At 74.2% G+C, this 15364-nt stretch carries 14 protein-coding genes; 8 read left to right on the forward strand and 6 right to left on the reverse strand.

The genetic code is table 11. The features are described from left to right. Positions 1 to 62: 62 nt before the first annotated feature. From ACZ7DL_RS17800 to ACZ7DL_RS17815, 4 genes are read right to left on the reverse strand one after another with little or no spacing between them, the layout of a single operon-like run. Positions 63 to 1400 (reverse strand): AAA domain-containing protein, encoded by a 1338-nt coding sequence (locus tag ACZ7DL_RS17800; RefSeq protein WP_470775092.1) that lies wholly within the window; start codon positions 1398 to 1400, stop codon positions 63 to 65. After that, on the reverse strand, positions 1397 to 2986 hold the full coding sequence (locus tag ACZ7DL_RS17805; protein WP_470775093.1) for a hypothetical protein: 1590 nt from the start codon (positions 2984 to 2986) through the stop codon (positions 1397 to 1399). The genes ACZ7DL_RS17800 and ACZ7DL_RS17805 overlap by 4 nt, the downstream gene beginning before the upstream one ends. Further along, complete coding sequence (locus tag ACZ7DL_RS17810; protein WP_470775094.1) at positions 2977 to 4308, reverse strand: hypothetical protein; 1332 nt, start codon at positions 4306 to 4308, stop codon at positions 2977 to 2979. Before ACZ7DL_RS17810 ends, ACZ7DL_RS17805 begins: the two co-directional genes overlap by 10 nt. Next, positions 4205 to 5149, reverse strand: coding sequence for a phosphatase PAP2 family protein (locus ACZ7DL_RS17815; protein ID WP_470775095.1), 945 nt, complete (start codon positions 5147 to 5149; stop codon positions 4205 to 4207). The genes ACZ7DL_RS17810 and ACZ7DL_RS17815 overlap by 104 nt, the downstream gene beginning before the upstream one ends. A 270-nt stretch (positions 5150 to 5419) precedes the next feature. Here ACZ7DL_RS17815 and ACZ7DL_RS17820 point away from each other — a divergent pair, with 270 nt between their 5' ends. Next, positions 5420 to 6016, forward strand: coding sequence for a histidine phosphatase family protein (locus ACZ7DL_RS17820; protein ID WP_470775096.1), 597 nt, complete (start codon positions 5420 to 5422; stop codon positions 6014 to 6016). A 146-nt stretch (positions 6017 to 6162) separates the two neighbouring features. Here the strand turns inward: ACZ7DL_RS17820 and ACZ7DL_RS17825 are convergent, their stop codons facing one another. Continuing rightward, entirely contained in the window at positions 6163 to 7650 is a 1488-nt protein-coding gene (locus tag ACZ7DL_RS17825) for a hypothetical protein (RefSeq protein ID WP_470775097.1), read from the reverse strand. 266 nt (positions 7651 to 7916) lie between these two features. Between ACZ7DL_RS17825 and ACZ7DL_RS17830 the strand changes: the two genes are divergently transcribed. The 3 genes from ACZ7DL_RS17830 to ACZ7DL_RS17840 all read left to right on the forward strand — a co-directional run bounded on the left by ACZ7DL_RS17830 (position 7917) and on the right by ACZ7DL_RS17840 (position 9731). Continuing rightward, positions 7917 to 8324, forward strand: a complete 408-nt coding sequence (locus tag ACZ7DL_RS17830) for a hypothetical protein (RefSeq protein ID WP_470775098.1) — start codon at positions 7917 to 7919, stop codon at positions 8322 to 8324. Between the two features lie 34 nt (positions 8325 to 8358). Continuing rightward, a complete protein-coding gene (locus ACZ7DL_RS17835; protein WP_470775099.1) occupies positions 8359 to 9228 on the forward strand; it encodes a spermidine synthase in 870 nt (289 codons plus the stop codon). A gap of 152 nt (positions 9229 to 9380) precedes the next feature. Beyond that, positions 9381 to 9731 carry a hypothetical protein gene (locus ACZ7DL_RS17840; RefSeq protein ID WP_470775100.1) on the forward strand — a complete coding sequence of 117 codons (351 nt, stop codon included), beginning with the start codon at positions 9381 to 9383 and terminating at the stop codon, positions 9729 to 9731. Positions 9732 to 9752: 21 nt separating this feature from the next. Here ACZ7DL_RS17840 and ACZ7DL_RS17845 read toward each other — a convergent pair whose 3' ends face one another. Further along, positions 9753 to 10259: a hypothetical protein gene (locus tag ACZ7DL_RS17845; RefSeq protein WP_470775101.1), complete on the reverse strand. Its 507-nt coding sequence runs from the start codon at positions 10257 to 10259 to the stop codon at positions 9753 to 9755. A gap of 113 nt (positions 10260 to 10372) precedes the next feature. On the opposite strand from ACZ7DL_RS17845, the gene ACZ7DL_RS17850 reads away from it, so the two are divergent. The 4 genes from ACZ7DL_RS17850 to ACZ7DL_RS17865 all read left to right on the forward strand — a co-directional run bounded on the left by ACZ7DL_RS17850 (position 10373) and on the right by ACZ7DL_RS17865 (position 15363). Beyond that, positions 10373 to 11077 carry a response regulator transcription factor gene (locus ACZ7DL_RS17850; protein ID WP_470775102.1) on the forward strand — a complete coding sequence of 235 codons (705 nt, stop codon included), beginning with the start codon at positions 10373 to 10375 and terminating at the stop codon, positions 11075 to 11077. Continuing rightward, a complete protein-coding gene (locus ACZ7DL_RS17855) occupies positions 11074 to 12477 on the forward strand; it encodes a sensor histidine kinase (RefSeq protein WP_470775103.1) in 1404 nt (467 codons plus the stop codon). Before ACZ7DL_RS17850 ends, ACZ7DL_RS17855 begins: the two co-directional genes overlap by 4 nt. A gap of 133 nt (positions 12478 to 12610) precedes the next feature. Then, complete coding sequence (locus ACZ7DL_RS17860; RefSeq protein WP_470775104.1) at positions 12611 to 14089, forward strand: glycoside hydrolase family 18 protein; 1479 nt, start codon at positions 12611 to 12613, stop codon at positions 14087 to 14089. Between the two features lie 170 nt (positions 14090 to 14259). Continuing rightward, positions 14260 to 15363, forward strand: a complete 1104-nt coding sequence (locus ACZ7DL_RS17865) for a hypothetical protein (protein WP_470775105.1) — start codon at positions 14260 to 14262, stop codon at positions 15361 to 15363. Position 15364: the final 1 nt, after the last annotated feature.

Genomic DNA, 15364 nt, shown 5'->3' on the forward strand with positions numbered 1-15364 from the left:
CTGTCGGCCGCCTCCGGCGGCGTGCCGGGCTCCGTCCGGCGGGGGCGGGTGCTGCCGCTCGGTCACGGCCGCCAGCTGACCCGGTGTTCGGCCAGGTGGGCCAATACCGCGTGGTTCGCCTCCCAGCCGTCCGGGAACTTCACCAGGGTGCCCAGCTGCACGGGTTCCGTGGCGGGGTAGTCGTCCAGGAGGCCGGTCACGCCGGCGCGGCAGACGACGATGCACGCGTGGCGGTGCCGGGAGGCCAGGACGCACAGGCGGCCGGTCTCCAGGTGGAAGGCGGTGGCGTCGGGGCGGCCGGAGAGCGGGTGCAGGACGACCGTGACGTCGTACTCGCGGCCCTGGAGGCGGTTCGCGGTGTCGACGGTGACGTCCGGCACGCCGAGGTCGGCCAGGGCCGAGCGGACCGCGGCCGCCTGGTCGCGGTGGGCGGTGCCGACGGCGATGCGGTCGGCGGTCAGCGGCGTCGGGTCCGGCGAGCGTTCCGAGGTGGCCGCGCCTCCCCGGTCCAGCAGGCGGCGTACCACCGTCGCCACCGCCCGCACCGCCTCCGGGTCCGTGCGCGGGGTGTGCCGGGCGGGCAGCTCCAGCAGGCCCCAGCCGGACTCCGCGGCCTCGTCGATCACCCGGTCCGGGCCGGAGCCGTCGGAGGGGACCGCGAAGGCGAGCCGGCGGTCGCCGTGGTCGGTGCCGCTGCGGAACGGCGTGTAGGGGTAGAAGGCGTCCGAGACCAGCGGGGCCGCGGAGGCCGGCAGACGCCAGGAGACCGGCAGGCGGTGCTGGGGAAGCTCCGGGTTGTGGGCCAGGAGGGTGGTGACGGCGGAGGCCGAGGGGTCGTAGGAGAGGCCCGCCCACTGCTCGCTGCCGACGATGGAGAAGGGATCCAGCTGGCCGGGGTCGCCCACGAACAGCGCCCGCTCGAACAGGCCGGCCACGGCGAGCAGCGAGTCCGAGCGCATCTGGTACGCCTCGTCCACGATCGCGTGCCGCCACGGCTCGTCCACCTTCACGTGCGCCCACTTGGCGGCGGTGGACAGGACCACCGGCAGGCCGGTCAGGTCGGCCGCCTTCGCGGACGTACGGACCTGCGGCAGGTCGTCCAGCGCCTTGTCGTAGGCGTCGGTGTCGCTGCTGTGCAGGCGTCCGACGGGCAGGTCCGGGTTCTTCTCGGCGAGGCGCAGGACCAGGTCGTCGACCTGGGCGTTCGTCTGCGCCACCACCATCAGCGGGCGCCCGGCACCGGCGAGCTCCAGGGCCGCGCGCACCACCAGGGTCGACTTGCCGGCGCCCGGCGGGGAGTCCACCACCACACCCCGCTCGGTGCCGTGCAGCGTGTCGTGGAGGATCGCGTCGGTGGCCCGGGCGGCCGCGGCTCCGGGATCGAAGTCGACGGTCGTCACAGCATGTCCTCCTCGGTCACGGTGTCGGGGGCCTCCGGCACGGCCTCGCCCGGCGGCCCGCCGTGCGTCCACGGGGTCTCCTCCGGATCGGGCAGCTTCGCGCCGCCACGCTGCTCGTGCTCGAAGAGCGTGCAGCAGATCCGGTCGCCCTTCTCCGGCACGGACCCGGGCTCGGGCTCCTTGCCGCGGCCCATCTTGTCCAGGATCCGCAGCACCAGCCCGCCGTCGCCGTCGTACCCGGCGAACTCCGCCGACTGCGGCCTGCCGTCCAGCGCGCGGTACACCTTCGCCCGCTCGGCGAGATGCGGCCGGTCCTCCGTGCGGACCGTCACCAGCGGGCGCGGGCTCGGCCGCCTGCCTTCGCTGTACGCCATCACGACGTCGGTCACCTCGCCCGCGAACGCCTCCCCGGCCAGCCGCCGGCCCGCCATCACCAGCGGGTCGTCCAGCGCCTCCTGCGCCTCCAGACGGGCCTGCTCACGCTCGCGCGTGGCCAGCTTGTTCGCCGCCGTCACCGCGTCGTCCCGGCGCGGCTGCGGGGGCTCGCCGGCCAGCACCCGGTCCCGGTGCCCGGTGAACGACCAGCGGTCCCGGGTCCAGCGCTCCGCCACATGCGCCCCCTCCGGCAGCACCCGCAGCAGGTCCAGGCCCCGCCACACCGCGTCCCAGGTGGGCCGGGTACGGCTCTCGACCAGCTCGCGGATCTCCAGCTCGGCCCTGGTGAGCGCGGCCAGCCGGTCGTCGGCCTCCAGCGGGTCCTCGGCGGCGGCCAGGGCCGTACGCGCCCGGTCATAGCGCTCGATCGCCGGGGCCAGCAGCTTGTTGTCGAACGCCGGGTCGGTGGCGGGGCCGGCCGGCGGGCACAGCAGCTGGCCGTCGGCGTCCCTGGCGAGTTCGGCCCGGCGTGCGGCCTCGGCACCGGTCAGGTCCTCCGGAGGGTCGATCCAGGCGAGCAGCGCGCCCAGATGCTCGTCCTCCAGACCGGACTGGCCGGTCGCCCAGTGCCGGGACAGCACGTCGGTCAGGGCGAGCAGCAGCGAGGAGCCGGGGACCCGGGCCCGCTCGCCGTAGTGGGTCAGCCAGCGGCCCAGCAGCGGCACCCGGGGCGGCGCCGGATGAGGCGCGTCCGGGTCCTGCTCGGCGGTGCGCCGGAACCGCATCGAGCGGCCCAGCAGCCGCACGAAGTCCAGACCCGCGCGGCTCGGCACGATCAGCTGGGGCGCGTCCGCGCACAGCTCCACCTCGACCTTGACCCGCTTGCCGGTCTCCGGGTCGGTCTCGGTGCGCTCGGCCGCCTCCACGCACTGCGCGTACGCGTCGATGTACGGCAGGACGACATCGGCCAGGTCGGCGAGGAACGTGAAGCGCAGATCGCGGTCGCGGGGCTGCGGTACGACCAGCAGCCGGGGCGCGTCCCGGTCGGTGCCGACCAGCGCGCCGAGCGGGGCGCCGGTCTCACCGGCCGTGGTGAGCGGCACGAACACCAGCGGGCGCTCGGACAGATGCCGGTGCCGGACGGTCGCGGCCGGCTGGGCCCGGCCACTGCCGACGGCTTCCAGCCGGGCGAGGGTGGTGATCAGGGACACGGAACCGCCTCCCCGGTCGCCGCCGGCACCTTCGCGCGCACGGCCGCGCTCCCGTCCGCCGCTCGGCGGGCTTGTGCGTGCAGGGCCGTGGCCTCCTCGGCCGCCCGCAGGGCCTCGGAGCGCAGGGCCGCCGCCCGCCGCAGGGCGGCCACCGCCGGATCGTCCGGGTCGCCGGTCTCGCCGCGGGCCGCCGCGAGGACCTCCTCGACCGTGGCCAGGCCGCCCAGTTCGGCCCGCAGGGGCCGACCGAGGCGGGTGACGGCACCGTCCGTGCGGGCCCGGTCCCGGCAGTGGAAGGCCAGTTCGCAGGCGGAGAGGCACTCCGGCGCGTACGTCGCCGGCACCGCCTCCACCGCCGCCGTCAGCTCCTCGGCGGGCCGGTCGGGCGCGAAGCACACGCCCGCGGGCAGCGCGCCGGCGATCTCCTCGATACGGGTGAGCCGGGCGAGCTGGCGTGCGGTGACCGCGCGCTGCTTGCGGACGTCCACGGCGGAGCCCGTGGGCAGGTTGGAGAAGTCCTTCGGGCACACCAGCAGCACCCGGTGACGCACGCGCGGGGCGGAAGCGCTCTCCGGGGCGCTCTGCCCGGGAGATGCCTCGGCCGGGTGCCCCTCCGGCTCCGCGCCGAGCCGCGCGGCGACCTCCTCCAGGGCGAGCACGTACACCGCCGCCTGCCGGGCCGCCGCGCCCACCTTCGCCGGGTCCGCGGAACCGTCCACCATCGGGAAGGACTTGATCTCCACCACCGACCAGCTGCCGTCCGGGTGCACCACCACCGCGTCCGGCTCCAGGAAGGCGAGCGAGCCCGCCACGTCCAGGGCCAGCATCGGATGGTCCAGCAGCGTCCAGCCGCCGGCCCGCGTGGCCTCGCGCAGTGCCAGCGCCGTACGGGTCGTACGCCCCTCGGGGCCGTGCGCGGTCAGGTCGGGTACGGCCGCACCGGCCGGCGGTTCGGCGCCCGGGTCGAGGCGGGCGTGCACCAGCCGCAGCAACTCGGCGCCGCCGTCCGCCTTGACCCGCGCCTCGAACGCGTTGCCCCGGGTCAGTGCGAACTGCGACTGGCCGAAGCCGGACGGCGCGCCCAGCGCGGTCGCCAGCCGGGCCTTGTCCACTCCGGCGCCGTCCAGGATCGCCCGCCGGGCGCACCCCGGGTTCGCGGCGAGCGCCGCGAGGGCGCGCGCGTCCAGGGCCTTGGCCGGTACGTCGGGACCGCGCAGCTCAGCGAGCCGGTGCCGGAGCCCCTTCTCCCGCGTCGCTGGGGGAGGCGTCCGGTCCGGCCGCGGGGTCGAGCTGCGGCTCGCGCTGCCGTGGAATTCGCTCACCCGCGGAAGTCTGGCATCCGGCACTGACAATCGGGGAGCCCGTGCCGCCCGTGGCCGGTGCGGTGCGCCGGAACAGCCGGGCCCGGCCCAGGTCCACGGCCCGCATCACCCGCGGCGCCAGCAGGAAGCCGGCACCCATCACGACCACGCCCGCGAGCGCGTCCAGGAAGTAGTGGTTGGCGGTGCCCATGACCACGAGCGCGGTCACCAGCGGGTAGACGACACCGAAGACCTTCGCCGGGCGCGTACCGCCGTGCCGCCACAGCATGACCCCGCACCACAACGCCCAGCCCACGTGCAGGCTCGGCATCGCCGCGTACTGGTTGGTCATGCCGCCCATGCCGCGCGGGGCGCTGGCCTCGCCGCCCCACCAGCCGTACGAGCTGTACTGCGCCATCGTGTCCACGAAGCCGTGGCCGGCGGAGAGCAGGCGGGGCGGGCAGGTCGGCAGCAGGGTGAAGCCGATCAGACCCATGAACGTGGACGTCATCAGCCAGGTGCGGGCCGCCCGGTAGTGCCGGGCACGCGCGCGGAACAGCCAGATCAGGACGGCGGGCGTGACCAGGTAGTGCAGCGAGGCGTACCAGAAGTCGGCCGGCACCCCGAGCCAGGCCTCCCGCGTGAACAGCCGGTTGAGCGGGTGTTCCGCGTCGAGGTGCAGGGCCTTCTCGATGCGCAGGATCGCCAGACCGTGGTCCACGGCGCTGGTGACGTCACCGCGCGCGAGGAGCCGGCCGGCCGAGTAGCAGCCGTAGACCAGGAGGATCAACGGCAACTCGGTCCACCAGCGCAGCCGGGATCGCGGGGCCACCTCGGTGCCCGGTGTCTCGGTCTGCGGCATCCGATCGCCCTCCCCCTTCTGCTGTGTGGTGCGCCCCGGCGGGCGACCGTGCCACTTTACGGGGTCCCCACATCGCCCCTGCGGGCACTCCTGTCACGCCCGGCGGGCGCTCAGCCCTCGAAGACGCCGAGATCGCCCGCCCGGTTGCCTGGGAACCGGGTGCGCGATGATGGAGAGACCACATCCACGGGCTGTCCCAGTTGCGTTGGTTGTGTCGGCTGTGTTGTCCGTGGCGTCGGGGTGGCGTCACTCTCCCGGAGAGGTCTCTTCATGGCACCGCGCATCCTGCTGGCCCGGCACGGACAGACGGCATGGTCGCTGTCCGGCAAGCACACCGGCAGGACCGACGTGCCGTTGCTGGAAGAGGGCCGGCGCGGGGCCAAGCTGCTCGGCGAGCGCCTGCACCGCGCTCCGCTGGACGGGCTGGCGGGCGCCGAGGTGCGCACCAGCCCGCTGTCCCGCGCGCGTGAGACCTGCGAACTCGCGGGCTTCGGCGACCGTGCCACGGCGTGGGACACGCTGATGGAGTGGGACTACGGCGCGTACGAGGGGATGACCCCGGCCGAGATCCAGGCCGTGCGGCCCGGGTGGCTGATCTGGCGGGACGGCGTGCCGGAGGGCGAGACCATCGCCGACGTGACCGCGCGCGCGGACGAGGTGGTGGCGTGGGCGCGGTCGGCCGACCGCGACGTCCTGGTCTTCGCGCACGGCCACATTCTCCGGTCCATCGGGGCGCGCTGGCTGGGCCTGCCGCTGGATTTCGCGGCCCGCATACGCCTGAACCCGACGTCCCTGTCCGTCCTCGGCTGGGCCTACGGTGAACCGGCGATCGAGAGCTGGAACGACGTGGGGCACCTGACCGTTTGACGGGGTGCCGCTGAGAGGCCGACGGTGCGGCAGCTCCCCGGGGGCGCGGGGCTGTGCCGACATGCGGCTCCGCCGCATGGGCGCGACCGGCCACACGCGGCCCGCAGACCGACGAGCGCAGACCACCCCACCCCGAACCGTCCCGGCTAGACCCGCCGGGGCAGCAACGCATGCCGGTCCAGGAACTCCGACACCCCCGACGCCCGCCGGTGCGGCAGCAACACCCGTGCCGTCCCCGCCAGCATCGTCTGGATGCGGGACGACTGGACCTGGTCCAGCAGCGCAAGGACCCGCAAGCCGGCCTCCGCCGCCTCGTCGGGACGGCCCTCGCGGGCGAGGTCGTCGGCCAGTTCGGCGGTGTAGAGCGCGATGTTGCGGGTGAAGTGCGGGTCCTGGAGCCGCGCCGCGCGCCGCGCGTGCCGGGACGCCCGCCGCCAGTCACCCAGCGTGGACCAGCACTGGGCCTCGAGTCCCTCCAGCTCGGCCTCTCCGTAGAAGCTCATCCACTCGGGGTCGGCGTCCGAGTGGCCCCGCTCGAAGAGGGCGTGCGCGCGAGCCAGCGCCTTCGCGCAGCCGGTGCGGTCGGCGAGCCCCGCCCAGCCACCCGCCTCGCGCAGCGCGAGCAGGGACATCAGCCGGTCGGAGCCGAGCGGCCGGCCGGCGCGCTGCGCGGCCTGCGCGGCCCGCACCGCCTCCCGGGGCCGGCCCGCGTCCCGGGCCAGGAACGCGGTGTTGCAGAAGGCGTGCGCCTCCAGCCCCGGGTCCCCGGTCATGCGGGCGGTGGCCAGCGCCTCCGCGTAGTGCGAGCGGGCGTCGTCGAAGCGGCCGGAGTCGTGGGCCAGCCAGCCGACCGAGATGGCGAGTTCACCGGCGCCCGTGTGCAGCCGGTCGGCCGTGGTCTGCCGGGTCGCCCCGGCGTCGAGCAGCGCGTAGGCCGCGCGCAGCGGGGCCGCCGCGCGCCGGTAGAGGCCGTCCGCGCCGTGCCGGTCGTCGAGCAGCCGGATACGGCGGACGGCCTCCTCCAGGGCGGCCGCCTCGGGGGTTCCGGCGCGCCGCAGCGGTCGTTCCGCCGCCGCGGCGCCGGTGGTGAGCCCCAGCGGGGCCAGCGTGGCGGCGGCCACCGTGGCGCCTCCGCCGGTCATGAATGCGCGACGCAGCACGTCGCTCTCCTCGTGGTTCAGGGGGTCTTTCTCATGGGGGTCCCCTCTGTTCGCGCGCAGTCGGGAACGTGGGGGAGGTTCGTGTGGTTCCTGCGTGTCATACGGCTCGACGGCCCCTGGTGACTCACCGGGCAGCACACCGGGGCTGGGCCCGTCGGGCGCCTCCACGGCCGTACGCGCCGCGCGTCCGCGGACGGACGCGCGGGGTGCGAAGCCGAGGTCGGTGAGCGTGCGGCCGGGAAACATGTGCAGGAACACCCGTTCGTACGCGTAGTTGGGGCAGCGGATCTCGCCCGCCTCCACCCGGCCGATGTAGCGCGCGTCACAGCTCACCCGCTCACCGATCTCGCGCGCGGCCCGCCGCACCAGCGCCGCGAACTCGGCCGGTGAGCGCCGGCCGCGCAGCTGCCGGAAGGCGGAGTTCGGCCGGGGTGGCCGGTCGGGCTGTGACGAGGTCACGGTTGACGACGCCATGGCCGGGTCCTCTCGTGCGAACCGTCGAACCATGCCGGGACCGGGGAGATTCCGGGACGAGTTGCCCGTGTGACGCCCTGGTTCCGGCGGGCATGAACGTACCTGCTGTGAAGGTCCCGCCACGCGGTGTTTGGCTACAAACCGGATATCTCATCCACGATCTGCCATGAAGTGCCATCCTTTGCGGCGCACTTGTGCCGTAGCCGTTGACGCGCCGACGCGTTGGACTCCATGGACCGCAACAGCGCTGTGTGGTGGAGGCCGGCATGGAGACCAGCCAGAGCAACGAACCTTGTACGTCGCTGTCGTCCGCGCCCGCGGCCGGTGACGCGAGATGCGACCTCGTGACGGTGCCGGCCCGGCAGGGCCTGGAGGCGGTCGACATCCTGCGGCGGGAGGCCGCGGACGCGGTGGGGCCCGTCCTGCACGACGACGGCTGCGACACCCTCGGCTTCCTGGTGCCGGCCGGTACGGCGGCCGGCTGGGACGTGCCGGGCAGCACCTGCACCGAGACGCACGGCCGCGGCCTGCGGCTGAACCCCGAGCCGCCGGTGGAGGGCTCCGACTGGCTGCTGCCGCCCGGCGAGGCCGACCTCGCCACCGACCCGGTGGTGCTGCGCCGGGCCCTGGGGGAGGCGGCCCGGCTGATCGAGGCCGCCGACGGCTGCCGCTGACGCGCTGGTCCGCGGCAACTGCGAGAATGGACGGATGGGCAGGTCCAGGAACACGCGGCGCAGGCCGGCCGCCGTCGCAGCCGTCGAGGAGCCGGTCGACGGCGGGGTCGCGCAGCTCGTGCCCGACCCGGACCGTGCCCGGGCCTGGACCCTGCTGATCGACGGGGCGCCCCAGTCGCACGTCGACCTGGACGACCCCGCGTACCTGTGCTTCGAGTACCAGCGCCGGCTCGGCCATGTCATCGACCTCGCCGCCCCGCCCGGCAAGCCCGTGCACGCCGTCCACCTCGGCGGCGGCGCGTTCACCCTCGCCCGGTACGTCGCCGCGACCCGGCCCCGCTCCACCCAGCAGGTCGTGGAACGGGACGCGAGCCTGGTGCAACTGGTCCGGCGCGAGTTGCCGTTGGATCCGGGCGCGCGGATCCGGGTGCGTGCGGTGGACGCCCGCGCGGGCCTGGCCAAGGTGCCGGACGGCTGGGCCGACCTGGTCGTCGCCGACGTCTTCAGTGGCGCCCGCACCCCCGCCCATCTCACCTCCACCGAGTTCCTGGACGAGGTCCGCCGGGCGCTGAAGCCCTCCGGCGTCTACGCGGCCAACCTGGCCGACGGCCCGCCGCTCGCGCATCTGCGCGGCCAGATCGCCACCGCCGCCGCCCGGTTCGGCGAACTCGCGCTGATCGCCGACGCGGCCGTACTGCGCGGCAAGCGCTTCGGCAACGCGATCCTGGTCGCCTCCGACCTCCCGCTGCCGCTCGCCGAACTCACCCGCCGCGCCGCCTCCGACGCGCATCCCGGGCGGGTCGAACACGGCAGGCAGCTCACCGACTTCGCCGGCGGCGCGGTGCCCGTGACGGACGATGCCGCGGTGGCCTCCCCGGCCCCGCCGCCCTCGGTGTTCCGCTAGGCCCCGCCCCGGCTCCGGACCGGTCGCCGCCGCAGTCACGAACTGTCGCGAGCGATCCCGTTCGAGCACCTTGTGCCTATTCGAGGAACCGTCCGCGTGTCGCCCCCCGGCCGATGCTGACCTGGTGTTCCACACACCGGAAGGAAACGGTCATGAGCGCTGCTGTCCGACGGACCGCCTACGCCCTGGGCGCGGTCGCCGCGGTTCTTCTCGTCCTGGTCGCGTTCAACTCGTTCACGTCGTCGTCGGCCGACGCCGCGGTCACCAACCCCGTCGTCAGGTCCAAGTACTTCACCACCGGCTCCGCCACCGTCTCGTGTCCGTCCGGCTGGGCGGCCACCGGCGGCGGTGTCGGCGTCGACTGGCAGAACAGCATGTACGTCGCGCGCACCGAGCCGATCAAGAACTCGGCCGGCAAGCCGGTCGGCTGGAAGGGCGACATCCGGCAGCGCTCCAACGGCGCGGCCGCCAGCGGCACCGTCTACGTCGTCTGCGCGCCCTGACGGCCCTGCCCTGCGGTGGGGTCAGTACGTCCCCACCTCCACCCGCGGCGGCCCGTCGTGCCAGGTGCAGAACACCGACACCCGGTCCGCGCCCCGGCTGAACTCCACCCGGATCCAGCTCTCCGTCTTCCACACCTGCATCGACCAGCCGGTCCCGGGCGTCGCCGAGACGAGGGTCGCGTCGGAGGTGCCCAGGTCGAACACCGCCCGGCCGCCTTCGGTGTCGTAGGACTTGACCCGGCCGGTGGCCGTGGCGGTGGGGGAGGGTTTCCGGGTGCGGGCGGGGGTGCGCGCGGGCGTCGGCGCCGGCCGGGCCGACGGCTCGCGTGACGGGGTGGCGGAGGCGGCGGGCGCCCGGGACGCGGACGTCGCGTCCCGGGCCTCCGCGTCGGCCGCCGTGACCGGCAGGGCGCGCGGCGGGTCGTACGCCGTCCCGGCCATCACCGTGTGCACACCCCACCACGACAGCGTGACCGCCGCTCCCGTCGCGAGCAGCCACGCCAGTACGTGTACGAGTCCTCTGCGCATCGCGGGCCATCCTGCCCCAGGGACACCGCGGTGCGCACCTGCCCCGAGTCGCCCACAGGGAGTTGTCCACAGGCCCCCGCCCGGTGTTGCCCGCATGGCGTACGGTGCGGCGCATGGCAAGTGTGCTCGTGGTCGAGGACGACCAGTTCGTACGCTCGGCGCTCATCCGGCAGCTGACCGAGGCCGCACACACGGTGCGCAGCGTCGGTACGGCACTGGAGGCGCTGCGCGAGGTCGCCCATTTCCGCTTCGACGTGGTCATCCTGGACCTCGGACTGCCGGACCTGGACGGCTCCGAGGCTCTGAAGATGCTGCGCGGCATCACCGACGTGCCCGTGATCATCGCCACCGCCCGGGACGACGAGACGGAGATCGTCCGGCTGCTGAACGCCGGGGCGGACGACTATCTGACCAAGCCGTTCTCCGTCGAACACCTCTCGGCCCGCATCGCGGCCGTGCTGCGCCGGGCCCGGTCCGGCGGCGCCGAGGCCCCGCCCTCGTCCGTGCTCCGCGTCGGCGGGCTGACCGTCGACCCGCTGCGCCGCCAGGCCGAACTGGACGGCACGCGGCTCGATCTGACCCGCCGCGAGTTCGACCTGCTCGCCTTCCTCGCCGGCCGGCCCGGCGTCGTCGTCCCGCGCAAGGAACTCCTCGCGGAGGTCTGGCAGCAGTCCTACGGCGACGACCAGACCATCGACGTCCATCTGTCCTGGCTGCGCCGGAAGCTGGGGGAGACGGCCGCCCGGCCGCGCTATCTGCACACGCTCCGGGGTGTCGGCGTGAAGCTCGAACCCCCGGTGGAGGGGGAGCCGCGATGAGATGGGCCCTGGTCAAGGTCTGCCTGGCGGTCACCACGATGGTCGTGGTCGCCTTCGCCGTACCGCTCGGCCTGGTCGTCAAGGAGATGGCCCGCGACCGCGCCTTCGCGGGCGCGGAGCGGGAGGCCGCCGCCGTCGCCCCCGCGCTGTCCATCACCACCGACCGGAACAAGCTGGAGCGGGTGGTGGCCTCGGCCGGCGCCGACTCCGGGATGGCGGTCCATCTGCCCGCCGACGGCGGCCGGGCCGCACTCGACCTCGGCCGGCAGCGCGCCGCCGGCCGCGACATCCAGGCCGTGCGGAGACTGGGCCGCGCCTCCACCACCGCGGTGCCCGGCGGCTCCACCCTGCTCCAGCCGGTCGCCCTCGGCTCCGGCTCGATCGCGGTGGTCGAGGTGTTCGTCCCCGAGTCCGAGGTGACCAACGGCGTCGGCACGGCCTGGGCCGTGCTCGCGGCCGTCGGCCTCGCCCTGATCGTCGGCTCGGTCGCCGTCGCCGACCGGCTCGGAGTGCGCATGGTCCGGCCCGCGCAGCGCCTCGTCGAGGGCGCGCACGAGCTGGGCGAGGGCAAGCTGGGCGCCCGGGTGCCGGAGGAGGGACCGACCGAACTCCGCCTCGCCGCGGTCGCGTTCAACTCCATGGCCGACCAGGTGGTCCAGCTGCTGGCCAACGAACGAGAGCTGGCCGCCGACCTCTCGCACCGGCTGCGCACCCCGCTCACGGTCCTCCGCCTCAACACCGCCTCCCTCGGCGCCGGAGCGGCCGCCGAGCAGACCCGGGCCGCCGTCGCCCAGCTGGAGCGCGAGGTCGACACCATCATCCGTACGGCCCGGGAGGCCAAGCCGCAGACGGCCGCCGCCGGACCCGGAGCCGGGTGCGACGCGGCCGAAGTGGTCCGCGAGCGCATGGAGTTCTGGTCCGCGCTCGCCGAGGACGAGGGCCGCAAGTGGCGGGTGGCGGGCGTCGACCGGCCGGTGCGCATACCGGTGGCCCGCGCCGACCTGGCCGCCGGGCTCGACGCCCTGCTCGGCAACGTCTTCCGGCACACCCCGGAGGGCACCGCCTTCGCGGTCGACGTGCACAACGCCGACGACGCGGTGATCGTGCTGGTCTCCGACGCGGGCCCCGGCATACCCGACCCCGAGGAGGCGATGGCCCGCGGCCGGGGTTCGGGCAGCGCCGGCTCGACCGGCCTCGGCCTCGACATCGTTCGCCGGCTCGCCGAGTCCACCGGCGGTGACGTCCGCATCGGCGCCTCGGTGCTGGGCGGCACCGAGGTGCGGATCTGGCTGCAGCTGGACGGACGGAAGCCGGTGGGCCGACGGCACCGGGGCGCGGTGAGCCGTCGTCGGCCGGGCCGATTGGTCTCGACCTTTAACCGACCCCGATCCCTTCCTTAAGGGCACCCTAAGATCCGCGACGGCCGCCCCTAACAGGCCGTTTGCCCGATTCCGGGTCGCTAGCGTGCTGCCGCATCCCACAGGGTCGCGAACCCCTGTGAACCCCCAGTGAGCAGCAAAGGCAGGCACGCGCATGAGCACGCACCGGCGCAGGATCAGTGGCAGGAACAAGGCGATAGGCGGCCTGCTGGCCGCGGCCGTGATCGGCGGCGGCGCGGTCCTGCTCACCGGCACCGCCAACGCGGCCGGCGTGAACGCGGCGTACACCAGGACCAGCGACTGGTCGACCGGGTACACCGCGCAGTACGTCGTGACCAACAACAGCGGCCAGACCGAGAAGACCTGGACCCTGGAGTTCGAGCTCCCGGCGGGCGCCCGGCTCAGCTCCCTGTGGAACGGGGAGTCGAGCGTCAGCGGCCGGCACGTCACCGTGCAGCCGCCGAAGTGGGACACCGACGGCCTGGCCCCCGGTGCGTCGGTGACCGTCGGCTTCGTGGTGAGCGGCAGCGGCGACCCGACGGGCTGTCGTGTCGACGAGGTCCAGTGTTCCGCGGACGGCGGCGCCACCCCCGAGCCGAGCGGCCGCCCGACGGAGCCGCAGTCCCCGGCCCCGACCTCCACCAGGACGACCACTCCCACGCCCACCAGGACCGGCACCCCCACCCCCACCCCCACCCCGTCCCAGACCGGCGGCACCGGCACCGGAACGGGCACCACCGCCTCCGCCGGCTTCGCCCCCTACGTCGACACCTCCCTCTACCCGGCCTTCGACCTCCTCGGCGCCGCCGACGCGACGGGCGTGAAGAACTACAACCTCGCCTTCCTCACCGACGGCGGCGGCTGCACCCCGAAGTGGGGCGGGGTCACCGACCTCACCGGCGACGGCGTGGCCGCGCAGATCGGCTCGCTGCGTGCCAAGGGCGGTGACGTCCGGGTCTCCTTCGGCGGCGCCTCCGGCTCCGAGCTGGCCACCACGTGCTCCTCCGCGGACGCGCTGGCGGCGGCCTACGGCAAGGCGATCGACGCGTTCAAGCTGACCAAGGTCGACTTCGACGTCGAGGGCGGCGCGCTGCCGAACACCGCGGCCAACACCCGCCGCGCCCAGGCCATTGCCAAGCTCCAGGCCCGGCACCCGAACCTGGACGTCTCCTTCACCCTCCCGGTGATGCCCGAGGGCCTCACCCAGGACGGCGTGAACCTCCTCGCCGACGCCAAGTCCAACGGCGTGAGGATCAACACGGTCAACATCATGGCGATGGACTACGGCGCTTCCTACAGCGGCGACATGGGCACCTACGCCGAGCAGGCCGCGACGGCCACCCAGGCCCAGGTCAGGAGCGTGCTGGGGCTGTCCGACTCCGCCGCCTGGAAGGCCGTCGCCGTCACCCCGATGATCGGTGTCAACGACGTCTCCTCCGAGGTCTTCACGGTCGACGACGCCACCCAGCTGGTGAACTTCGCCCAGTCCAAGGGCCTCGGCCGGCTCTCCATGTGGTCCGCGACCCGCGACAAGCAGTGCGACGGCGGCACCAAGCCCACCGCCGACGCCACCTGCAGCTCGATCACCCAGGACAGGTTCGCGTTCTCCAAGGCCTTCGGGGCGTACAAGTAGTCACCCGAGGTACCGACGCGCGCGTAACGGGCCCGGCGGATCGAATTCGCCGGGCCCCGCCTCATTCGCCCCTGCCGTCCCAGCCGGTCAATTTCTGTGGCATACCTGCGAATTGCGCCGCTAGGCTGCCCGAGCCGTCGTGCGCCGGCAGAGAATCGGGGGAGAGAGTCATGGGCTCGATACGCATGCGTGTGACCGCCCTGCTGCTGGCGGGGACATCCATAGGCGCCCTGATCGGTGCGGCAGGCTGCGAACAGCAGGATGCGTCCGCCTCCTTCACCCCGGAATTCGTGCCGGTGACCTTCACGCTCGACTCCTCGGGAAAGATCAGTGTTTCCGCGGGCAAGAACTTCGTGACACCGATCGGCATGTTCAGCGTGAACACCGGCATTGAGCATCAGTTCGAAATCAGCCCCAAGGGATATCTCACCGCCGTCATCCGGTACGTCGACCGAAAACTGGGACTGGTCGAATCCGGTTATCTGGTCCACACCAGCCACAAGGTGGAACCGGCGCTCGACGGCATCCCGCTGGCCCCGGCGAAGGGAATTCTCCGGGCCGACTTCACCCGGCGGATGACCGGCGGGACACTGAAGATCTCCGACACCCGGCAGAACACCCCGGTCCCCACCGCCTCGGCCTCCTCCTGCCCGGACAGCGGGAGCGTTCCGGTCACCCTGCCGAAGGTGTCGGCCGGCGACTCCGTCGCGGACACGGTGGCCAGGCTGTCCGCCGTCTGTCTCACCGTCCAGTACGCCACCGAGCCGGCCGACGTATCCGACGGCACGGTGACCCGCGTGGTGATCCCCACCGCGCCCGAGGGGTCCGTCCAGCTGCCCCCGGCCGCCGACGGGCAGCCGGGACCCGGTGACAAGATCACCGCGAGCGCCGAGCAGGCGGCCACGGTCTACGTCTCCGGGCCCGCTGGCCCCCCGAGTCCCTCGCCGACCGACGGCACGCCCTCCCCGACCGACACCGCCACGCCGCAGGTCTCGCCCGACGAGAGCCCGGACGCCCTCCCCACCGACACCACCGGCGTGCACGCCGACGCGAACGCGCCCGTCCGCTCCGCGCCGAGCACCACCGGCGAGCGGGTCGGCAGCCTCGTGGCCGGCTTCGACTACCAGGCGGTCTGCACCCAGCAGGGCGACCAGGTCACCGCCCACGGCCGGACGAGCGGCGTCTGGGTCCGGCTGCGGCTCGCCGCCGGCGAGACCGGCTGGGTCACGGCCACCGCCCTCGCCGACGACCCGGGCACCCTCGCGTCCTGCTGAG

The organism is Streptomyces sp. NPDC036984 (genome assembly GCF_055607665.1).